Source organism: Paenibacillus sp. 1182 (genome assembly GCF_017833915.1).
GTDB lineage: Bacteria > Bacillota > Bacilli > Paenibacillales > Paenibacillaceae > Paenibacillus > Paenibacillus polymyxa_D.
The window spans coordinates 1-22,539 of record NZ_JAFICR010000024.1 but is presented as its reverse complement, the minus strand read 5'-3'; the positions used below and the strand labels follow the sequence as shown (position 1 = coordinate 22,539).

Below are 22,539 nucleotides of genomic sequence, written 5' to 3'. Positions count from 1 at the left end.
GTTTCCTCCCTATGTGCTCCATGGCTTGTTCAACGTATACTCATTTTGATCCAACTCGATCGCAAGCTCTTCCATTTGCCGTTCAATCTGGTTCACTTTCAACTGATTATTTTTCAATTCCATCTCAATAATTAGACCTCTGGCCCACTTTTTGCGTGATAATTCCAAGGCCTCTTTTGCTGTACGCAAGCTTTCTTCCAGTTGTACGTATTTCTTTTGATTTTCCTTAACTGTGGCATACAAATTACGGAGAGATTCGGCAAAATCCTTTTGACCTTTGTCGAGTTCCTCCTTAGCCGTATCGACATCCATTTTAGCTAGATCATAAGCACCAGCACCATTGTTAAAATCGAAATATCTCACATTAAGCTCCGAAGTTTTGATGCTATCCTCCAGCTTCCATAAATTTGGATTCATGTCTGTCAGCTGTTGTATATGTAATTCGATATCCAGCTTCTTCGGTTCCTTGTACACGGGTCGATCGACCAATTCATAAGCTGTTCCATTAGGCTGTCCCATGAGGAAGTTCAGGGCATCCCTGGATTTTTGCAACGCAATTTTCCCCTGCTCTACGGTTTGCTGAGCTTGGCTTCCGGCCTGTGTACTCTCGTTTTTCGCATACTCAGACAGCTTTCCGCGCGCAAATTTGGCAAGTGCAATCTTTTCCTCCGCTTGGGCGATTTCAAGCGCTTCTAGATCATTTTTCACCTGATTCTCTGCCACGAACACACTTTGATAGCTTTTCATCACATTAAAATAAATCTGGTCTTTGGCGAACTGCGCCTGCTTTTTGCTGGCTAAATAAGATAGCGTCGAGGAACTGTAATTTCTCCATGACGTTTCATCATCAACATACTCATTGTCTATAAAATCGACAGGTGAATTGCCCAGGTCCTTTTCTGCATTTTTCAGTTCCATTCTGCGACGCTCTACGTCCCGTTCGGCGGTACGTGTATTGTAACTGTTCGTCTGTGCCCATTCCGCGGCCTGCTTGAGTGTCAATGTAGGTAAAGCCTGACCCGTTATGGATGATGTCTTCGATGGAGCCGCAGCAGAAGGTTTAACTGACGTACTTGATGCTACATTTCCTGATAAACTCTCAGCCTGTACTGTGGAGGCCAAGCCTGATGATAATGACAATACAAGCAGCACGGCAGCCGCTTTTTGCTTCATAGATGAATCTCTCCCCTTTCGGTGCATTCTTCGAATCTTTTCCGTTTTTTTCGACATAAATTTCCACAAACTCTTTGCATTCTAATTGTACTTTCAGGTTTGTGTTGGTACAAGGTGTCAAAACAATACATTTTTGTAACCTTTACTTCCAGATTACTCGCTTTATACTACTTTTCGTCCAATCAGATATGGATTCAACCTATTTTTACCTTAACTTTACCTAATTTTCAGCTAATTTTAAGGAAACCAACAGCATCTATTAAGGTTTGGAACATATACTAGAGAAAGAATAACAGCCGCTCACTGGGAGGGTTAATAGATGATAAAAGAATCTCGTATGACAACCACTAACGAACCGTCTGATTTGTGGATGACCCGCTTTTTACGTGAATCAGAACAAAAAAAGAAACAACTCATCCGGGAAGCCCGGAAAAATAACGATATACCACTGATGAACAGCATTTCTTTTCACCTTGCCCAACGGGATCAGCAGCATCTTATCGGATAAAATGACAAATGAATCTTATGCTATAAATAACAGATTACCTCTAGTTATCTGCTTCGTATGCTAGATGAAAAAGACCGGGACAAATCGTTAATTGACTTGTCCCGGTTCTTTATGATGATCAAATTTAATATAAAACCGCATAGCTTGTTCCGCGCCTATTCTTCCATCTCTGCCTGCGGATCATAGAGATATTGATCCAGTGGAATGCGCCCGTTTTCATTAAACCGTATGCCTTCCTCCTCCAAATACAGACGCTGCAGGGATGCGGACTCATCCTCCTGCAAAGCAATCTCCCCCAAACGGTTGACTACTCTATGCCAAGGAAGCTGGTGTTTTTGGCTCAATGTATGCAAAATCCGCACCACCTGTCTGGCACCTCTTGGGCTTCCGGCCTCTGCCGCAATTTGACCGTAAGTCATTACTTTTCCCTCAGGGATCAACAGTATAATTTGAAGCACACGGGCAGTGAAAGGCTGCATGTTCTAATTCCTCCGTATTACTATTGCTTTTTCAATAATTATAGCACCCTGAACAGATGCTAAAAACCCCTGCTCCTACAAATGTAAGAAACAGGGGAAAACCCATCGTTTAAATTTAGAATCCGCTCAGACCCTGCCTTTTTAAATCCTGTGCTACCAATCGTGCCAGTTCCCTTGCACCTTCATAGTTTGGATGGAGTGTATCACCGTTCATGTACAAAGCCAGTGTAGCGACTTTACCAATAGAAGTAAAATAAGCTGAGCTAAGAACATTCAGGTCGACTAAAGGCGTTTGTTCCTCTTGAGCCAGCGCCAAAATAGCACTTCTATACCATCTATTTTCTGCGTTGTGTACATTGTTAGCATTAAAGTCAGTGGCTCGTCCTTGCGGAGTTGACAGGATTACCGTCGCCCCCTTAGCCTTCGCCTGCCGGATCATATCCCGCATCCAGTCCTTAAACTCTGCTTCGCTTTCGTTATGCTTTGGATTGGTGTCATTAATGCCCAATTGGAGAATAAAATAATCCCCCGGCTTAATATATTGGACGATGGCCTCCAACTGACCGTCCTGATGGAAGCCTCTAGCAATTTGGCCTCCTGACGCCATATTGCGAATTTGAAAAGTATTCGTGTTCACAAACTCTGGCAGCAGTTGACCCCATCCCGCCTGCACGCTGCTATCCAGCGGATAATAGTTACATACCGTAGAATCCCCACCGATATAAATTGTTCGATTCGTAACCGGATTGCTAGATAATTGCCTGATTTCCATTGCACTGAGTGTGAAGATCGCCCCCTCTTTGCCTTCAGTAACCAGCAGATTTAGTTGTCCGTCTGTTACTGGAATTTGAAAGCGATCCTTGGCCCCATTCCCTGTCATATTTATGACCTGATACACCCCTTCAGCTGCAATACTCGAACGAGAGGTATCTCCTAAAGTAACCGACACCTCATACAAACCAGGAGGAAGATCAACATCAAAAGTATTCTCGCTTTTCGTACCTGTAACCAGGAAACGTACCGCATCACTTGCCACTCCAGTCCCCGAAGCACTGACATTACGCATATTCTCAGGGGTACGAAAGCCATAGCCACGTGCTAAGTCATAAGACAGCGAAGCGCTCACTCCGGTATAACCCGTTTCGACCGTACCTCCGCCAAAATCAAACTTGTACTCGCCAGCGGATGCCTGGGCCGGGAGAGCTATGCCCACACCTGTTGCACCACATAAAAAAGCTGCTAAAAGCATATGAGTCAATCCTTTTTTCCACACCATTCTTCATTCCTCCTCCAGATTTTTAATTGTACGAAGCAATGGATATTTACTGTAAGCGCATACATAAAATTCTACCCATTGTTGCAGGGTTATGCCTGTGTAATTCTTATGCAAAAGAAAAGTAGTTTAATCGTTAAGCTTGAAACTTGTCTTGTACACAAAAAAGCTTCGCAGTTACATCTGCGAAGCCTCATGAAGCGATATTTCGTCATATCAAAATTACTACATTAATCCGCAACCAAAATTCCGTCAAAGCTCTCTGGACCTACACGTATTGTACCCAGCAGGTTAGCTGAAACAAAAGCAGTGTACACCAATTGTTCCGTAATCGGCGGGTTAAAGTCATCGGCTGAGAATGCAATAACCTGTGGAGCCAACAAACTCAAACTAAAAGTTGACGTGGCCGAATAAACAACAGGGTCAGTAACCAGGGTACCTCTTACAATAGTGATCGTTATTCCGACTAAAGCAAGCGGAAGTTGAAGCGATATAGTTCCTTTAAGCAAAACCCGTGGCGTACCTGTAGCTCCCAGTGTGTTTAACCCGATCTGCCCGAACAATTGAGGCGTATTTATAAGAGTGATCGGAATGGCAATAGAGTTGGCTGTCGAAGCATTCTGGGATGTTCTCCCATCAATAAATGTTCCCATGGTTTCTCCTCCTCTCTCTATCAGATACTCATAGACTATGAAAAAGTTTGTTTTGTGCTTGGACTGAATAACTTGTAAAACACACAACTTCTGATGAATAGGCTAATGTGCAGCCCCTTCTCTAGCCCTGTGAATACACTAAACCAACACTGAGAAAGGAGGGATGTCATGTCTAATAAGTTTAGAGCCACCTTAAGGGGGGCTAATGAAGTGCCTCCTGTCAGAACAAATGCGACAGGAACAGCCGAATTTCGTTACCGTCCAACGAGCCAACAATTAAGCTTTGAACTGACTGTACGCAATATCTCACGGGTAACCGAAGCGCATATTCATCTGGGACGAAGAGGTGAAAATGGCCCTGTTGTTGCTACACTGTTTGGTCCTTCGAAGTTTGGAATAACCGTTAGAAGAGGCGTCGTTAGCGGCGTGCTCCGTGCATGTGATCTTACCGGTCCACTCAGAGGCAGAACCATTTATGATTTGGTGTGCCAAATTAGAGAGGGTAATGCCTACGTCAATGTCCACACGATCCGTCATCCGAATGGTGCTATTCGTGGACAAATTAGACGCGCACCTATCAAACGTTGCAAATAACGAATAATCATGAGTATAAAAAAGAACTTCCATACCACTCATTTTGAGGCTATGGAAGTTCTTTTCTTAATTCAGGATTTTTGCAAAATCCTCAATTCTTAACAAAAGTTAAGAAGTTCATAAGCGTTTCTTAAGCCGTTCCCTTTAGGGTTGTTAAGAACTTTATCTTTTAATAGAAAGAGTTCAACAAGATACAGTTCACTCCTGAAAGGAAATGAAGCTTATGAAGCCTACGACCAAAGAAAAAATTCCCGAATTGCAGTTGGTCAGAGCCATGGCGATTTTAGCCGTCTTGATGGTACATGCCACTTCTTATGCAACGGTTCAGCTTACAAATTCCAGCCTATATGTTGTATACAATGCGCTCAATGTGTTGATGAAGTATGGAACCCCCGTATTTATCGCGCTTAGCAGCATGGTACTGTTCTACAACTACAAGGATCGTCCAATGGGACGACAGTTCTTAAGTCGCTTTTATAAGCAGAGATTGCTGTATATTCTCTTACCTTACGTCATGTTCTCCCTATTTTATTTCTTCCTGTCTCTTATGGCTAGCAGCTCCGAACCATGGAATATAGCCACACTTGCGAAAAGCTTTGCTCTGAAGCTGGCGACAGGCAAAGCGTATACCCATTTATATTATATTTTTATCATGATGCAATTCTATCTTGCATTTCCATTCGTACTGTGGCTGTTCCAGCGATATCGGCAACTTCCACAATGGTCTATTGTCCTTGGGCTGTTGCTACAGTGGTCATTTGTAATTGGCAATAAATTTCTATTTCAGGTGCAAAATAAGGGCAGTTGGGCACTGTCTTATGTAGCCTGTTACATGCTGGGTGCTGCTCTAGGTTATTACTACCCACAGCTGAAAACGTGGTTTCTGATGCGTAAGGGGCAACGAAGTGTTGCCGGAGTGCTGACATGGATCACAATTTGGGCTTTATGGCTGATTTCAGCCACCATGCATGTCTATATGTGGTGCGAAAATAGAATGTACGGAATCTCGTATAATTCGCTAGTTTTCGAACTTATGTATAATATGTACAGCCTGTCCAGCACGCTGGTAATACTACAGATTTCCTTTTTAATGTATAGACGACAACATTCCTTTGTCACTCGCAAGCTGGAACGTCTGGGCACACTGTCCTTTGGTGTGTATCTGATTCATCCGTTTTTCCTGCTTCTGTATCGGCAGTTTTCACCACATATCGGTTCTCCGCAGCTTATTCATGTGTGGTACGCTGGAGGTTTTTTCTTTGCACTTCTTTGCTCTTGGCTCGTCGTGTCTACCATCTCCCGTTTCCTACCATTTGCTTGGATCCTGTTCGGTCAACTACCGGGAATAGAAAAAAGACAATTCAAGCAAGAAAACCGTATTTCTTCAACTGAAACAGCACTATCCAAAGGCTGACGTCCCCAAGCAAGCGAACTGAGAAGAGTGTCCATAGCCTCCATCTTTAAAAAAGTATATAATACGCCATATTGTATACTGCTGGAAAGAACAGAAAGGGTGCACGGGCCATGCATAACGGAACCATTTTATTAGTAGACGATGAGCCTGAAATTATTAAGCTGATGCAAATTTATTTGGAAAATGAAGGATATCGACTGCTTATGGCACGAGACGGACTGGAAGCTCTGGAGCAAATCAGTCGGGAATCGATAGATGTGATGGTGCTTGATGTGATGATGCCCAATATGGACGGGGTTGAAGCTTGCATGAAGATCAGGGAAACCGAGCATTTTCCGATTATTATGTTGTCTGCGAAGGGACAAGATATGGACAAAATCACAGGACTCAGCGTTGGGGCCGATGATTACGTCACTAAGCCGTTCAGCCCGTTGGAACTGGTGGCACGCATTAAATCCCAGCTGCGTAGAGTACGGAAATATACCCATTCCTCCCCTGTATCGGAGCATGAAATGATACTGGATGAACTCTCCATTAATTCTGCTACGCATGAGGTCACTCTCGCCGGAGAATCCATTAAGCTGACCCCACGAGAATTTGCCATTGTCGAGCTGTTGGCCCGTAATCGTGGTCAAGTGCTGAGCATGGAGCAGATCTATGAAAAAGTGTGGAAGGAGCAATATCTGGAATCCAACAACACGCTGATGGTTCATGTGCGTAAAATTCGCGAGAAAATTGAGGCTGATCCGAGAAAACCCAAATATCTAAAAACGGTGTGGGGCATCGGCTACAAAATGGAAAAATTCGATTAATGGAGGATTCACGTCTTGAAGGCAAAACGATATGATACGTTGGGATGGAAACTGGCAGCCCTTAGCCTTGCCGCTTTCGCTCTAACTGGACTGATTTTGATGGTGTCTTATTATGGAGCATCTTTGCTACTATGGCTGAATCCTTCCCGTTCATTTTTTGGCACTCGTCTGGTTCGCTGGACCGTAAATCACATTGGGTCCCCACTGATCATGCTGGTAGGCGGGCTACCTACATATATCTATTTCTTTTTCCTTTTTACCAAAAATACGATTGGTTACCTTCGCGAAATTACGACGGGGATGCAGGAGTTTGCTGACGGAGACCTGTCCTATACGATTCCTGTTTCTTCAGCGGACGAGCTGGGTACCTTGGCGAAAAATATGAACACCATGGCGGACAAGCTCCGTCTCTCGCTGGAAGAAGAACGGGCTTCTGCCAAGGCCAAAAACGACCTGATCACTGGCGTATCCCATGATCTTCGTACCCCGCTAACATCCGTGATCGGTTTTTTGGAATATATTGAAACCGACCGCTATCGGGATGAAATTGAGCTGCGCTATTATGTGAACATTGCTTATGAAAAGTCATTGACGCTTAAGAAGCTGATCGACGAGCTGTTTGAATACACGCGTGTGAGCGGTGGCAGCCTGCCACTGGAGCTGGAGCCTGTAGATCTCGGCAAATTGCTCACTCAGCTTGCTGAGGAATTTGTACCCTCTCTGGAACAGGCAGACATGTCCTACCGTGTCCGAATCGTCGAGCCTGTTCGGATTCTAGCCGATACCGACGAGATGGTACGCCTGTATGAAAATTTGTTTTCCAACGCTATTCGATACGGAAAAGACGGCAAACGCCTTGATATCACCATAGGACGCGAAGACGACGAGGCGGTGGTAATCTGCACCAACTACGGCACCCCAATTCCTGCGGAAGATGTCCCGTACTTGTTTGAACGGTTTTACCGGGTGGACAAATCACGTTCCAAGGAAACTGGAGGCACCGGGCTGGGCCTTGCGATTACAAAAAGTATTACCGAGCTGCACAATGGCCGCATTTCGGTTAGGAGTAATCGCAGACAAACAGATTTTGAAACCCGTTTTCCCCTCTATCATGCTCGTTAGGCGGTCTACACGCTAGCCCACTAACAACGTATAGACGATACCTGGCCCGTGTACACCGATCGTCAAATCATTTTCAATATCCGACGAGCGGCTTGGTCCAGTAATAAAATGAATGCCTGCAGGCAGTTGCTCACGCCCGACTTCGTCAAAGCGGCTTAGAATCTCGCCCAGTCGTGTTCGCAAGCGCTCTACTGGCAGAAGAATGATCAGTGCGGTTGGCAAAAGGCTGACCGCACGGCCTTTCTCCGGCGAGGATAGCACCGCTACCGAGCCGGTGTAAGCAGCCGCTTCGTCGGCGATGACGATGCCGATATCCGCCTCAGCGGCGCGGGCCTTCCAATCCTCGACTGGATCGGTGTTCCACACCGATAAACGGACTTGCGGCAGTGCCGATTCCAGCTGGAGCGCATCCAGGTCCGGCTCATTCTGCCGGACGATATAGGCCGCTCCCAGCTCTCGCGCTTTGCACGCGATCCAGTCTGCGGTCTGCTCCAAATTCGGCAGACGCACGACATGCCCGCCAACACTTGTAAAGTTAGCAGTGAACTCCTCGATGCGCCGCTCCGCGCTCCAATCGAATTCGTACCAAAATGCAGGTGCCCCGCGAAACGGCTGAACTGGCGGCTCCGTCTGTCGTGGACGCTTGAGCCGCGTCGCGATGCCGTCCATAAAGCGTACCTGCTTGGCACGGGATTCTTCTTCCATTTGATGAAGCCACGCTTCATGGGCCGCTTTTGCTTGCGCAGAAGGATTACTATGCTCACTCATGCTGCGTCCCTCCTTTACTTCTATCTGCCAAAATCTTCTCCATTCGGCTGAGAACATCCGGCTGCATCACGTTGCGTTCCTGCTCCAGCTTATGCTCCAGCGTGTTCCATTGCTGACGGAAGGATTTTTTCGCCAGAGAGGGAGCCACACGGTACGTATTCCAGCCTTTTAACGGGCCCAGCTTCAAGGTAATTTCACCTTTACGGACGATCGCTTTCTGGGCGATCTGCCCTAGCCGAATCGCCACTGCGAATCGCTTCGAGTTGGAAACTACGGTCGCAAAACCTTTCATCCCTGCCGTTTCCAGCTTATCTCCTTGTCCCGCCTCCACCTTGCGTCTGCGCAAATATACCAGCATATCATGCAGCGGTATTTTGACCGGACAGGCTTCATAGCACGCACCACACAGACTGGACGCACTCGCAATATCGTTCCACTCTTCGATGTTGCTATGAAGGGCAGGCGTAAGCACCGCACCGATAGGGCCACTATATGTCCCGCCATACGCGTGCCCGCCAATGTGTCGGTACACCGGACAGGCATTCAGGCAAGCACCACAGCGAATGCAATTCAGCAACTCTTGAAACTCGGGATTGCCCAGCTGTAGTGAACGTCCGTTATCTACGATGATGATGTGCATTTCGTCAGGCCCATCGGCATCTTGGCTGCGCCGAGGGCCTGAAATACCAGACATATACATGGTCAGCTTCTGCCCCGTAGCGGATCGTGGCAATAATGTAGCCATCACCTCCAAATCCGTCCAGGATGGAATAATCCGCTCCATGCCCATCAGCGTAATTTGGGTTTTGGGCAGAGTGGATACCATCCGTGCGTTCCCTTCATTTTCAAACAGGACCATGGAGCCTGTCTCGGCGATGGCGAAATTACAGCCCGTCATGCCAATATCCGCTTCTAGAAACTTCTCACGCAGCTTTTTGCGGACAAAGCCCGCCAAAATCGTCGTATCCGCGGACAGTTTCTCACCTGCTTCTTGGGATAACAGTTCGGCAATCTGAAAGCGGTTTTTGTGAATCGCCGGAATGACGATATGAGACGGGGGCTCTCCTGCCAGTTGAATAATATATTCACCGAGGTCACTTTCAATCGTCTCGATATCCGCACCCTCCAGCGCCTGATTCAAATGTAACTCCTCCGACACCATCGACTTGGATTTGACGACGGAACGGGATTGACTATGTGCAGCAATATCCAGGGTAATACGTACGGCATCGGCTGCTGTATCGGCAAAATGGATATGCACCCCGTTGGCACGGGCATTTTCTACAAATAGATTTAAGTAATAGTCCAGATGGGCAATGGTATGCAGACGAATTTGACGGCCCCGTTCACGCCATTCTTCCCAATTTCCGTGTTGCTCTGAAGCCACCTGCTTTCCGTTACGCAAACGCTCTGTAGTGAAACGAACTGCATTCCGCAGAAAATCATTATTTAGGGCCAGCTCTGCACGTTTTTTGACCTTTTGGTTCATGGAATGTGAGTGTACGACGGTCATGCGTGCTTCACCCCTTCGTACAGCAGCTCAGCCAGATGCATGACCCGAACTGGCTCCTCCCGATACCGAAGATTTCCGGCAATGTTCATCAAGCAGGCCATATCTAGTCCGACCAGTACCTCGGCTTCGGTCTCCCTGATATGGTCCACTTTTTCAGTCACCATCGCTCCCGAAATATCTGGCATTTTCACCGCGAAAGTCCCACCAAAGCCACAGCAGTCCTCAGCAAAGGGAAGTGGTACTAATTGCAGCCCCTTTACACTGCCAAGCATCTTCATCGGTTCCTCCTTCACGCCGAGCAAACGTGTGCCATGGCAAGACGGATGATAGGTTACTGTATGCGGAAAAGACGCGCCCACATCGGTCACGCCAAGCACCTGTACCATAAATTGCGTAAACTCATACGTCTTTTGTTCCAGCCTCCGTGCTGAATCGAGCCATTCGGGCTCATCCTTAAACAACTCAGGGTAATGATGAATCATATATGTACAGGAACCGGAAGGAGATACGACAAAATCGCTGTCGTTAAACGCTTTCAGAATTGTTTTGGCAGCAACCCTCGTTTCATCCCAATAGCCGCTGTTATAGGACGGCTGTCCGCAGCATGTCTGTACCTTCGGAAAATCCAGCTGAACACCATATCTGGAAAGCAAGCATGCCATCGCTTCCCCCACCTTGGGATAAATCGCATCACTCAGGCAAGTAATAAATAAAGATACCTTCATACGGAACACCCCTTACGTCTATGGAATAGCTATTACTTTATAGAGGATACCAGCGGATCGGTTCATTTGAATCTGGAGAAGCGTCAGCGTTTGCCTAAAAGCTTTCCAAAGGAAAGCTCTCTACGTAAGCATAAGCTTGCAGTGGGATTCTCACCTAAACGTGTTTTACATCATCAAAGAATCCCACTGCAACAGCGAGCGTAAGAGCAAATGAAACGCGGAGCGACACTCTCCACCTCGACATTTTTAAATTCACACAACCGTAACTGGAATAGCCTGCTCCGCAAGTTGACTGCGAATCGGATCCGACAACCTCGAATCCGTAATAATCTCGGATACCTGCGACAGGTTCACGACATGCGTAAACGCCTGTTGCCCAAATTTGCTCGCATCGGCCAGTAAAATCACACGGTCTGCAATGCTGACCATTTTCTGCTTCAAACGAGCTTGCAGTTCATTCGATTCACTAATACCGCGATCCAGATGAACCCCCTGGCTGGAGAAAAACAATTTATCCACATAATAGGTTTCCAGGGAACGCTCTGCGAGCGGGCCTACAAATGACAGCGAGCGTTGAAGCAACTGCCCCCCCGTCGAAATGACCTCGATTTTTTCCTTACCCGCCAGCTCTGTAGCTACCCGAATCGAATTCGTTAATATTGTCAAAGGAATATCCGGTAAACTTGAGGCCATATACCAGGCGGTTGTGCTGGCATCCAGCAAAATACGATCATTCGGCTGAATCTGCTTGACTGCTTCTTCGGCAATTCTGCGCTTTTCCTCTGCGTTCATAATTTCCCGTACCGCATAGGGCGTTTCAGGCTGCTCGTTTTTGACACTGACCGCTCCCCCATGCGAACGGCGCAGTCGTCCCGCCTGCTCCAGACGGTCCAGATCACGGCGAATCGTTTCCTCCGTTACTTTGCACAACTCACTCAATTCGGACACTCGTATGCTTCCTTTTTCATTCACGAGCTGCACAATCATCTCATATCTTTCTGCGACCAGCATGGCAATCTCACTCCACATCTTTAATGTACAAAAAGTCCCGCTACCCGCCGGAATTGCCCATAGGCATCCTCCCACGCTTCTGATTCGGCAGGCTCATATTCCTCCACGGAAATAGAATTCGCGATGACCCGGCGGGCTTCCCATATATCGGCGAACTTTCCCTGTGTCATCCATTGTACCGCAAGATTGCCGATTGCGCTCGCTTCTGCAGGTCCCGCCCACACTGGTTTTTGAATCGAATTGGCCGTCCATTGGCACAACAAGCGATTTTGAATCCCTCCTCCGACCATATGTAAACCATTAAACCGTTGTCCTGACACCTGTTCTGTAAGCTCCAAAATGTAACGGTACTTTAACGCCAGACTCTCCAAAATACAACGCGTGATTTCTCCCGGCGTCTCGGGCAATGGCTGTCGGGTATTGCGGCAATATTGGCGAATTCGTGTTCTCATATCCCCGGCGTGCAGAAATAGTTCATCGTCCGGATCAATCAAAGAAGTGAATGCTGGAGCCTGTTCTGCCATATGAACCAGTTCAGGGAAGGAATAGGAGTACCCCTGCCGTTCCCACTCCCTACGCGCCTCCTGTAAAATCCATAAGCCCATGATGTTTTTAAGCAGCCTGTAAGTTCGACTGACCCCACCTTCGTTCGTAAAATTAAAACGAAGCGTATCGTCATTGATTACAGGCTGTGCCGTTTCCGTTCCCATCAGAGACCATGTTCCACAGCTCAAGTACGCAAACGAGCGCTCCAGCGCAGGCACGGCAGCCACAGCAGATCCCGTATCGTGCTCTGCTACTGCAATCACAGGAATCGCTCCAATGCCCAAATCGTTCATAACCGACGAGCGGATCGTTCCTGCAACATTTCCTGGCTCCAGCACCTCACCAAACCAGGAATGAGGAATGTTGATTCCAGACAAAAGCTCATCATCCCATTTTTGCTGCAACGGATTATATAATTGCGTGCTGGTCACATTGGAAAACTCATTGTACATTTCACCTGTCAGAAAATACCGTAGCAGATCTGGAATCATCAAGAAATGCTTTGCCTGCTCCAGCAACGGTGAACTCGCATTTCGCATAGCAGCCAGCTGATAAATGGTATTAAACGTCAAAAACTGAATGCCTGTGCGCTGGAAAATAAACTCTTTTCCCAGCCGTTCCTGTACTTCTTCCATTACCCCATGGGTGTGCCAATCCCGATAATGATAAGGGTTGCCCAGCAATTCTCCAGTTTCTCCGATCAGTCCAAAATCGACCGCCCAGGAGTCAATCGCAAGACTGGATGGATTCACTCCCCTATGCTTGGCTTTGATCAATCCTTGCTGAACCTCGTGATACAGACGCAACAGATCCCAGTGCAGATGTTCCCCAACCTTGACCGGATCATTCGAAAAGCGATGGATTTCCTCCACCACTATACGTGAATCCGTCAATTCTCCGAGTAGAACCCTGCCACTGCTTGCCCCCAAATCATAAGCGAGGATACTCACCAGCTTGCACCACCCTTGCCTCTTTGCAAAATCTGCGTGCCATACTCAGACGCTAAGTAAGCTTTCATCGGGTCTGCTGGTAAGCCTTGCTCTTCACGGATCGCTCTGAGCAATGGTGCCACATCAAACTCAAACGCTTGTCGCACAGCATCCTCCGCACCCAGCACATTCTGGCGGCTCGATGCTTCCTCCACTTCTGCATGATTAATTAGGAGCGCTTTCGCATATTGAGTCTGCACATTCAGCACCGAACGAATCATCGCCGGAATTTTTTGCTCAATATTGTGCGACTGATCGATCAAATAAGCAATTTTGTCCACCGTATGCCGAATATCTTTATCCACATCCTGAGCCGCATTTAAAATTTGATAAAAAATCAAGAACAGTTCATACGGATTCGCGGAGCCCACGATCAGATCATCATCCGCATATTTGTAGCTATTAAAATGAAAACCACCTAATCGCTTCTCATCAATTAGAAACGCCACAATATGCTCCACGTTGGCTCCCGGCAGATGATGCCCAGTATCCACCAGCACCTGTGCCTGCGGCCCCAGCTTGGTTGCGTAATTATACGCCATGCCCCAATCGGCAATATCCGTATGATAAAAGGCTGGCTCGAACGCCTTGTATTCAATCAGCATGCGCATGTCAGATGTGAGCGCCTTATACATTTCACTGAGCGCTTCCAGCATCCAATTTTTCCGTTTGCGAATGTCCCCCTGACCGGGATAATTCGTTCCGTCTGCGAACCATAAGCTAAAATCGTTCGAGCCCGTTTCCTTCGCAATATCTACGCATTCTAGCAAATGGTTGATGGCCTTGCGGCGGATGGCCGGGTCTACATTGGTGACACTGCCGAGCATGTAGTCCTCGTCTTGAAACAGATTAGGATTCACGGCCCCAATCCGCAGACCGAGACTTTCCGCATGACTGCGAAGCTTGCCGTAATTGTCTACTTTATCCCATGGAATGTGAATGGCAACGGATGGACATAAGCCTGTCACGGCATGAACCTGCGCCGCATCCTCCAACTTTTCGAACGGATCACGCGGCACGCCCGTTTTCTGAAAGACTTTAAATCGTGTACCTGAGTCGCCATATCCCCAGGATGGTGTTTCTATGCTAAGCGCTTTCAGCCTTGCCTTTACTCGCTCCAGGTCAATGCCTCGTTGTTGCTGTTGTTCCTCGAATAAGGCGTACGCTTTGTCACTCATCATGGTTCCTCCTTGGAAAAATGAAGTGAGTTATGGGAGATCGCTTCGCGTACGGATTGTTCTTCCGATCGCTCCGCTGCTGACCACCCATAAAGTCACTTCTATTTTTAAAGTGTTAGTGTGTGTATAACATGTGGCTTGGATTAGTGAAATAGATTAGTACATTAAATTAGTTCGTTATAATCCTAAGTGTTGAGCCGTTGAAATGAGTCTATCGCTTACCCAGGTTCATTTTAATTCGGCTAGCGTGTAAAGGCAGCGGGGACGCCGCCGTCGATGGTCAGCATACAACCTGTCGTTTTCTCTGCCTTGGATGAGGCGAAAAAGGCAATGCCCTCAGCGATATCCTGCGGGTAAATATTGACCAGCAGCGTCGTCCGTTTGCGGTAATGCTCCTCCAGCTGGTCGGGCTCAATGCCGTAGGCAGTGGCGCGTTCATTACGCCAGTTGGAGTTCCAGATTGCCGAGCCTTGCAGAATGGCATCCGGCAAAATGGTGTTCACACGGATACCATATTCACCACCTTCTGCGGCAATACAACGGGCTAAGTGCGCTTCAAGCGCCTTGACCGAGCTGTAGGCCGTTACATTTTTACCTGCGTAGACCGAGTTTTTGGAGCCGACGAACACCATGCTGCCGCCAAGTGTCTGCTCCTTCATGAGCTTGAACGCTTCTCGTGCAACCAGAAAATAACCCGTTCCCAGCACATTCACATTTAAATTCCATTCCTTTAACGATGTTTCATCGAACGGACTGGATGTAGCAAGGCCTGCATTGTTGACGATGATATCTACACCGCCATAGGTCAATGCCGTTTCTGCATAGGCAGCCTGAATTTGCTCCTCCTGCGTCACATCCATTTTTACGGCAATGGCACAGTTTTCTCCGTAGCTACTATTGATCTCTGCGGCTACCTTTTGCGCGCCTTCCAGATTCAGGTCTGCCAGTACGACATGTGCGCCTTCATCCACCAAACGACGTGCGGTTGCACTGCCAATTCCGCCTGCACCACCTGTAATGAACGCAATTTTACGGGAAAATTCAACTTCTGCTGGCGCGAGTGACAGCTTATAAAGCTCCAGCGGCCAATATTCCACGTTATATGACTCGTTCTCACTGAGTGAAACAAACTCTCCTAACGTCGTTGCCCCTCGCATAACAGCAATAGCCCGATGGTACAGAGCACCGCTTACCTGCGCATTGCTCCAGCTTTTACCTGTGTTGATCATACCAACACCCGGAACCAAAATTACACGTGGCGCAGCCTCAAACATAACATCCCCTTCAAGCCGATTGCGCTCGAAATAAGCTTGATACTGCTCCTTATAAGCTGCTATACCCTCGGCAAGCTTAACTTTCAAGCCCTCTACATCCTCCACATCCGGTGTCCAATCTACATAGAGTGGCTTCATCTTGGTATGGACCAGATGATCCGGGCACGCAGCCCCGACCTGGGATAAAGCAGCAGAATCCCGGCCGTTCACAAACTCCAACACATCTTCTGCATCATCAAAGGTTAAAATCATCTTTTTCTCATCACTGACCGCTCCCCGAATCGACGGCATAACTTGAGATGCAATGCTACGGCGTCCTTCATAAGTAAGCGCTTTATATTTTGTTCCTCCAAACGCCTGCTTTTCCTCTTGACGAGCTTTAATATAGCTTTCTGCTTCTTGGATGATATCGATCGTTTTGGCATAAGCCGCTTCGGATGTGTCTCCCCACGTAACCAGACCATGCTTTTCCATCAATACCAATTCAGCTTGTGGATGATCGAGTACACCTTGGGCAATCATTTTCGACAGCTTAAATCCAGGACGGATATAAGGCACCCATACAAAACTGTCACCGAAAATTTCCTTAGCGATTTCCTTACCGTTGTGCGCACAGCACAAGCTAATAATCGCGTCCGGGTGTGTATGATCGACATGTCTAAAAGGCAGAAAAGCATGCAATAGCGTCTCAATTGAAGCCCGTGGATGCTTGGCATCTATCATACAGTTCGCCAAATATGCGACCATATCCTCGTCAGACATATCTTCTCTTTCAAATAAAGGACGAATATCCTCCATACGAAGCCCTGTAAAGTTATGCGCTTTCATTGTTGCAAGATCTGAACCGCTGCCCTTGACGTACATCACTTCCACTTCACGTCCGCGGAAATCCTGTATCGTTGTTTTGGCCGAAGTATTGCCGCCTCCCCAGTTGCACACACTCCTATCTGTGCCAATCAGGTTAGAACGGTATACGAGCTGTTCCAGCGTGTTTTTTTGCTCAGATGCTTGTGAAGAATTCCACAGACTTTGTACCATAGGAAAAAGACCTCCAAGTTTAGTTTTAGTTTTGAAAGGCTTTATTACAGTGGTTATTCTTTATTTATGGAGACTATAACACTTTTGTTTTGATTTGAAAATAAGCAATACAAAAATAATCAAAAATAAATTTTAATTTTTATCCATCTGTAAAATGTGTACATTAATCAAAAGCCGCGCCGGGATCAGGTTATGAGAACCTTTTCCGGCACGGCCTTTTGGTAGGTAAATCACTTCATTGCCAAGCATATTACTACAAATCGAATACGCTCCGTCCAAAGAAAGACTACTCAGGGAATATCAAGTCGTTTTTTAACGACTGCTGGTACCCCTGCAGCCATGGTAAAGCTGGGTATATCATCTTTAACAAAGGCACCTCCACCTATCATAGACCAACAACCAATGTGACATCTCTCCCGTACCGAGACACCGACGCCGATATAGGCCCCCTCATCTATGGTTACGTTACCTGCCAAATTCACACCAGGGGCTATGGTTATATAATCGCCAATAACCGCATCATGACTCACGTTAACACTCCGATTGATAATCACATGCTGTCCGATCTTAATATTGTCCGACAGGACAGCCCCTTCAAAGATCATACTTCCCTCTCCAATGGTGTTTCTTCGAGACAAACGAACACGCGGATGTATTAGCGGGGCTGCGATACGAAATCCCGATTGAATTGTATGATAAGCGAATCGTTTCTTTAATGCTGGGTCACCCACTCCCGCACATATCAGTTCCACCTCATATTTTAACGCTTTAATGTCGGTCAACGTCCCCAGTACAGGAACCCCATTTACGATCTGCCCTTTCGTCTCAGGCCGTTCGTCTAAGAATCCTATCACTCGAACTCCTAACTCTTCACATAACCAGTTAATTTCCCTGGCATGTCCGCCCGATCCCCAAATCACGAGTTTCCTCATCTGGCTGTCTCTCTTCCCAAGCTTCTTAGAACATTTACAATTCTTCGAACGATAATCTCATCCAGTTCCTCCCACAAGGGCAGGCTGACAATATGTTTGGTAATATGCTCGGTAACATGAAGAGTAGACCGGGGATAACTTTGGAACTGCTTCTGCTGATGGCACGCCGGAGAAAAATAGGTTCTGGCTTCTATTGAATTAGAGGCTAATAACTTAACGACCTCTTGATTCGTGTGTGAATCCGGACTAAGAATAGGGATAAATTGATGGACAACCGATCCTTGTGTTTTTTGTACAGACCATCCTCGTTCTAATAAGTCTGCTTGGAGCAGTTCTTGAAGATAATATTCGTAGATCGTCCTTCTATTCTCCCGTACAGTTTTGAAGTGATCGAGAGTAGCTAAAGCGATAGCAGCGGTATACTCGGATATCTTACTGTTAAGACCTTGGGTGACAGACTCCCTGCTGCTGGAGAAACCGAAATTCCCCGCCTGACGAATTCGCTTAATGAGATCCTGGTCCAAACTGTATACCAATCCACCCTCTCCGATACCAAAAGATTTGGTGGCATGAAAGCTGAATACTACGGCCCCTCCAAAGCCTTTACCAAAATGGGTGGCTTCCTCGGGAGATATAGTCCCAAAACTGGCAGCAGCATCAATGACTACCGGAATTCCTTGCTCCTGCAGCTTATTGTATACAGACAAATCAATGGCTGTACCGAAAGTGGCATAAGGAACGATTACCGCAATCTCATCTCCCAGCAGCTTGACTGCCTGCTCTAACTGCTCCCTATTCATTTGCCAATTCTCCGGTTCAATGTCAAGGAAATAGGGTTCTAACCCGCACCACTCAGCAGCAAGTGGGGTGGCAGCAAAAGTAAAACTTGGCATAACTGCATATTTGCCCTGTGGTCGCTTGCTGTGAGCGATAGCCAAAATCAAGCCGATGGTAGCGTTACTAACAGTCACAGCCGAACCGATTCCATTAAACACTTGCGCAATGACCCGCTCTTCAAACAGGTTATTTAAGGGGCCATAATTGGAGTAAATTCGCGTCTCTTCTATTTTCTCAAAATTAGCAATAAATCGTTCCTTTTTTACTAAACTAGGTCGTAAGAAGGGAATTTCAAACATAAGCCAAGCCTCCTTTGCACATGGGATGAGCAAGTTAGGATTCCAATGTTTTTAATATCATTTCAATTCGCTTGATATCTGCAACAAATTGTGGACGGCCTTTTATACGTTCATGATAAGAATGAAGTGCAGTTTTAAACAAATCGTTGGTATCAAGAAATCCATCATCTCTCGAGGCAATCATAATATCTAACCATTCCGTGAACGCATTTTGACCAAGCGTTTGATTATTTTGATTGGGATGTATTCGAAAATAGCTTAGCGCTTCAGGAATATAAACTGCTTTTCCTTTGGATAGTAAGTTCAACCAGGAAGCTAAATCATTAAGAAGAGAATACTGTTTCCCTTTATAAACTCCAAACCGTTCGATAAGATCTGTTTTTTTGAAAAACACTGTTGTAGGTTCACCAATCACATTTAAACAACGAGTTAATGCAACGTTTGCCAACATTCTTCCGTCCATTATCCTTGTTTCTTCGTATAACTTTTCCGTTGCATAGAGCGGTGGGAGAATAGCCCCTAATTCATTCATGGTTTGCCGATACGAGGTAACCAGTGTGATGTTTTCAAAATTTTCAAAAAAATAGAGCATCCTTGCTATTTTTTCTTTATGAAACATATCGTCATCCATCAAGTAATTGATATATTCACCTGATGCCAAATCAAAACATTTATGCCAATTTCCAAGAAAAAGATTTTTATCATTTTTATAATATTTAACTTGGGGAAAAGAATCTAAATAAGAATCAATCATTTCTTGTACTTCATTCGTTGTACTGTCATCACAGATAATAATTTCGATGTTCGGGTAAGTTTGTTCCAATACACTGTCGATGGCGATTTTTAGTGTATGCGGCCGGTTATATGCAGGTATAACTACACTTACTAATGGGCATTCCACACTTACTCCACCTTTCTTTAATGCTTCGGTGTTTACGACGGAGGTTTCAAACGGTTTATTCGCTATGTTCATATGGGCTGGTATTTTTCTCACATCCCCGAACACATACACATACACATACATATATACTACTGGGAAATAAAATGATGCCAGGAAAATGGTTGTTTCAATAAAAACAATAGCTTACGTCTGAACGGCACCTCCCTCTCGTTGATGTTCGAAACTGGTAAAGGGGAATGATCATGTCATTGAATTTCACTCCGCTACTGACAACTCATTTATTTGTATCGAAGAAGGTTTTAAAGGATCATGTAAAAGAATTGATAGATAGATTGGAAGAAAATAACATTACAATAAACTTGTATGAGGCTGATCAGCCACTTATAGACAATAGCCTCCAAAAACCTCGGGTTTACGTCTCGATCGGAGAAGAGTGGGGAGAATTTTCAGCACTAAAAGCATTGCCTGGTCACGAAAAAAAACGCTGGTTACACTTCCAATCACCTGACGAAATTCAACCTATGCATTTATTTTTCTGCTGGCTTAAGGCAACAGATCCTCTTCCGGAGAATAGAACGATTCCTCCTACACATTTTTCTTCAAACACACCTTTAATATCCGTCTTTACTGCCAGCTACAGATCAAAGGAAAAAATTCAACGACCTTATCAATCTTTATTGAAGCAGACCTACAAGAACTGGGAATGGGTAATCGTGGATGATTCCGGTGATGAAGATGAAACGTACAAGGAGTATTTACTCCCTTTAGAGGATCACCGTGTGCGGAGATATCGCCAGGATTCCCGCAATGGTTATATAGGGGCTATCAAAAGGTTTGCAGCAGGTCTATGTACAGGGGAAATTTTGGTAGAAGTCGATCATGATGATGAGCTAACTCCTGACTGCCTGGAGAAAATCGTCAAAGCATTTCAACAAAACCCTGACTGTGGCTTTGTTTATGGGGATTGTGCTGAAGTGTATGCAGGGAGCAATCATGCACATTGGTATGGCTGGGATTGTGGCTTTGGCTACAGTGTTCATTATCGAGTCTGGCTGCATGAAATGAACAGATGGCAAAATGTACAAAAACATACGACCATTAATGGCAAAACCATTCGACATTTGGTCGGTTTACCCAATCATCCCCGTGCGTGGACAAGGGACTGTTATCATCTGATCGGGGGACATCGCAATGAACTACTGGTTGCAGATGATTACGATATGCTGGTCCGGACGTTTCTTTGCACTAAATTTGCAAACATCCCCGATTTGATATATATCCAATATCGTAACGAACATGGGAATAACACTACATTCCTAAGAAATAAGCAGATTCAGGTTCTTGTAGGGGAACTAAATAGATGCTATTTTCAAAGGATACAAATGAGACTGAAAGAACTCGATTTACCACAGCAATTGCCTTATCGTCGTATATGGGAGACTTCTACGGATGATCCTGCCCGGAAATCTGCTCACGTTATTCAAGAAGATACTTCTAAATTCTCGATATTGTTCCCTATCCCCCATTCCTGTCCTGAAATAGAGCACACCCAATTAATTAAAACGCTCCAAAAGGGCATTGAAAACAACTTTAGGGAGATCGAAATTGTGGTTGTAGGTCGAATTCCATCAGAAATCGAAACCTATGCCTCCAAAGCTCCCAGGGGAGCCATACGATGGTGGCCTATGGAGCCAAATGATTCATTAGAAACTTGTATTCAATATGGAAAATTTATTGCGTCCTGCAAAGAGAAAGTGGTTGTGTTGCCGTAAATTACAACAAGGCTGATTAGAATATTAGCCAACAATTATTTTCCAATACCTTTGTCGAAGTCTCTCTGAATCATTTCCATGAGACTTCGACAAAGGTTTTTTTTGTTACAGCAGGACTGCAAACATGAACTTAAGACAAAAAAAGAACCCAAAAGTTATAAATAACTTTTGAGTCCTCTAAATATACCTTGACCTTAAGCTGGTCCTTGGTCACCTTGCGGTCCTTGAACACCCTGAGGGCCTTGATCGCCTTGGACTCCTTGAGGTCCTTGGTCTCCTTGTACGCCTTGAACTCCCTGAGGGCCTTGATCGCCTTGGACTCCTTGAGGTCCCTGATCGCCTTGGACTCCTTGAGGGCCTTGGTCTCCTTGTACGCCCTGAACACCCTGAGGTCCTTGGTCTCCTTGAACTCCTTGAGGTCCTTGGTCACCTTGGACTCCTTGAGGTCCTTGATCACCTTGAACTCCCTGTGGTCCTTGGTCACCTTGAACTCCCTGAGGTCCTTGGTCGCCTTGCACGCCTTGAACTCCTTGAGGTCCTTGGTCGCCTTGTACGCCCTGAACACCCTGAGGTCCTTGATCGCCTTGGACTCCTTGAGGTCCTTGAACTCCTTGAGGTCCTTGGTCGCCTTGGACGCCTTGAACTCCCTGAGGTCCTTGGTCACCTTGTACGCCCTGAGGTCCTTGGTCGCCTTGAACTCCTTGAACACCCTGTGGTCCTTGGTCGCC

At 46.2% G+C, this 22,539-nt stretch carries 21 protein-coding genes; 6 read left to right on the top strand and 15 right to left on the bottom strand.

The window, feature by feature from the left end; all coding sequences use genetic code 11:
• Window positions 1-9 precede the first annotated feature (9 nt).
• On the bottom strand, window positions 10-1,173 hold the full coding sequence (locus JOD82_RS28390; protein WP_069012372.1) for a TolC family protein: 1,164 nt from the start codon (window positions 1,171-1,173) through the stop codon (window positions 10-12).
• 319 nt (window positions 1,174-1,492) lie between these two features.
• Between JOD82_RS28390 and JOD82_RS28385 the strand changes: the two genes are divergently transcribed.
• Window positions 1,493-1,681: a hypothetical protein gene (locus tag JOD82_RS28385; RefSeq protein WP_013370989.1), complete on the top strand. Its 189-nt coding sequence runs from the start codon at window positions 1,493-1,495 to the stop codon at window positions 1,679-1,681.
• A gap of 155 nt (window positions 1,682-1,836) precedes the next feature.
• Here JOD82_RS28385 and JOD82_RS28380 read toward each other — a convergent pair whose 3' ends face one another.
• The 3 genes from JOD82_RS28380 to JOD82_RS28370 all read right to left on the bottom strand — a co-directional run bounded on the left by JOD82_RS28380 (window position 1,837) and on the right by JOD82_RS28370 (window position 4,086).
• Entirely contained in the window at window positions 1,837-2,160 is a 324-nt protein-coding gene (locus JOD82_RS28380) for an MGMT family protein (RefSeq protein ID WP_069012373.1), read from the bottom strand.
• Between the two features lie 115 nt (window positions 2,161-2,275).
• Complete coding sequence (locus tag JOD82_RS28375; protein ID WP_209950364.1) at window positions 2,276-3,436, bottom strand: rhamnogalacturonan acetylesterase; 1,161 nt, start codon at window positions 3,434-3,436, stop codon at window positions 2,276-2,278.
• A gap of 227 nt (window positions 3,437-3,663) precedes the next feature.
• Entirely contained in the window at window positions 3,664-4,086 is a 423-nt protein-coding gene (locus JOD82_RS28370) for a hypothetical protein (protein WP_029518442.1), read from the bottom strand.
• A gap of 168 nt (window positions 4,087-4,254) precedes the next feature.
• On the opposite strand from JOD82_RS28370, the gene JOD82_RS28365 reads away from it, so the two are divergent.
• From JOD82_RS28365 to JOD82_RS28350, 4 genes are all read left to right on the top strand, one after another.
• Window positions 4,255-4,680 (top strand): CHRD domain-containing protein, encoded by a 426-nt coding sequence (locus tag JOD82_RS28365; RefSeq protein WP_023988435.1) that lies wholly within the window; start codon window positions 4,255-4,257, stop codon window positions 4,678-4,680.
• A gap of 223 nt (window positions 4,681-4,903) precedes the next feature.
• Entirely contained in the window at window positions 4,904-6,094 is a 1,191-nt protein-coding gene (locus tag JOD82_RS28360; RefSeq protein ID WP_069012374.1) for an acyltransferase, read from the top strand.
• A 110-nt stretch (window positions 6,095-6,204) separates the two neighbouring features.
• Window positions 6,205-6,906, top strand: coding sequence for a response regulator transcription factor (locus JOD82_RS28355; RefSeq protein WP_029518444.1), 702 nt, complete (start codon window positions 6,205-6,207; stop codon window positions 6,904-6,906).
• A gap of 15 nt (window positions 6,907-6,921) precedes the next feature.
• Complete coding sequence (locus JOD82_RS28350; protein ID WP_069012375.1) at window positions 6,922-8,028, top strand: sensor histidine kinase; 1,107 nt, start codon at window positions 6,922-6,924, stop codon at window positions 8,026-8,028.
• Window positions 8,029-8,040: 12 nt separating this feature from the next.
• On the opposite strand, the gene JOD82_RS28345 is transcribed toward JOD82_RS28350, so the two are convergent.
• From JOD82_RS28345 to JOD82_RS28300, 10 genes are all read right to left on the bottom strand, one after another.
• Entirely contained in the window at window positions 8,041-8,796 is a 756-nt protein-coding gene (locus JOD82_RS28345; RefSeq protein WP_029518446.1) for a LutC/YkgG family protein, read from the bottom strand.
• The gene (locus JOD82_RS28340) at window positions 8,789-10,309 is read right to left on the bottom strand and encodes a LutB/LldF family L-lactate oxidation iron-sulfur protein (RefSeq protein WP_209950363.1); all 1,521 of its coding nucleotides are present in this window, start codon (window positions 10,307-10,309) and stop codon (window positions 8,789-8,791) included. Before JOD82_RS28340 ends, JOD82_RS28345 begins: the two co-directional genes overlap by 8 nt.
• Window positions 10,306-11,034, bottom strand: a complete 729-nt coding sequence (locus JOD82_RS28335) for a (Fe-S)-binding protein (RefSeq protein WP_029518448.1) — start codon at window positions 11,032-11,034, stop codon at window positions 10,306-10,308. Before JOD82_RS28335 ends, JOD82_RS28340 begins: the two co-directional genes overlap by 4 nt.
• Before the next feature lie 252 nt (window positions 11,035-11,286).
• Window positions 11,287-12,045, bottom strand: a complete 759-nt coding sequence (locus JOD82_RS28330; protein ID WP_029518449.1) for a DeoR/GlpR family DNA-binding transcription regulator — start codon at window positions 12,043-12,045, stop codon at window positions 11,287-11,289.
• Between the two features lie 20 nt (window positions 12,046-12,065).
• Window positions 12,066-13,541 carry a rhamnulokinase gene (gene rhaB / locus JOD82_RS28325; RefSeq protein ID WP_209950362.1) on the bottom strand — a complete coding sequence of 492 codons (1,476 nt, stop codon included), beginning with the start codon at window positions 13,539-13,541 and terminating at the stop codon, window positions 12,066-12,068.
• Entirely contained in the window at window positions 13,538-14,758 is a 1,221-nt protein-coding gene (gene rhaI, locus JOD82_RS28320) for an L-rhamnose isomerase (RefSeq protein ID WP_209950361.1), read from the bottom strand. Before rhaI ends, rhaB begins: the two co-directional genes overlap by 4 nt.
• Before the next feature lie 242 nt (window positions 14,759-15,000).
• A complete protein-coding gene (locus JOD82_RS28315; RefSeq protein ID WP_029518452.1) occupies window positions 15,001-17,070 on the bottom strand; it encodes a bifunctional rhamnulose-1-phosphate aldolase/short-chain dehydrogenase in 2,070 nt (689 codons plus the stop codon).
• A 290-nt stretch (window positions 17,071-17,360) separates the two neighbouring features.
• Window positions 17,361-18,002: an acetyltransferase gene (locus tag JOD82_RS28310; RefSeq protein ID WP_039275128.1), complete on the bottom strand. Its 642-nt coding sequence runs from the start codon at window positions 18,000-18,002 to the stop codon at window positions 17,361-17,363.
• On the bottom strand, window positions 17,999-19,138 hold the full coding sequence (locus JOD82_RS28305; protein ID WP_029518454.1) for a DegT/DnrJ/EryC1/StrS family aminotransferase: 1,140 nt from the start codon (window positions 19,136-19,138) through the stop codon (window positions 17,999-18,001). The genes JOD82_RS28310 and JOD82_RS28305 overlap by 4 nt, the downstream gene beginning before the upstream one ends.
• 34 nt (window positions 19,139-19,172) lie before the next feature.
• Window positions 19,173-20,039 carry a glycosyltransferase family 2 protein gene (locus tag JOD82_RS28300; RefSeq protein WP_029518455.1) on the bottom strand — a complete coding sequence of 289 codons (867 nt, stop codon included), beginning with the start codon at window positions 20,037-20,039 and terminating at the stop codon, window positions 19,173-19,175.
• A 242-nt stretch (window positions 20,040-20,281) separates the two neighbouring features.
• Here JOD82_RS28300 and JOD82_RS28295 point away from each other — a divergent pair, with 242 nt between their 5' ends.
• Complete coding sequence (locus tag JOD82_RS28295) at window positions 20,282-21,811, top strand: glycosyltransferase (RefSeq protein ID WP_069012380.1); 1,530 nt, start codon at window positions 20,282-20,284, stop codon at window positions 21,809-21,811.
• Window positions 21,812-21,941: 130 nt separating this feature from the next.
• Here the strand turns inward: JOD82_RS28295 and JOD82_RS28290 are convergent.
• Window positions 21,942-22,539 (bottom strand): hypothetical protein (locus JOD82_RS28290; RefSeq protein WP_245249168.1); only part of this gene is annotated, 598 nt, incomplete at its 5' end.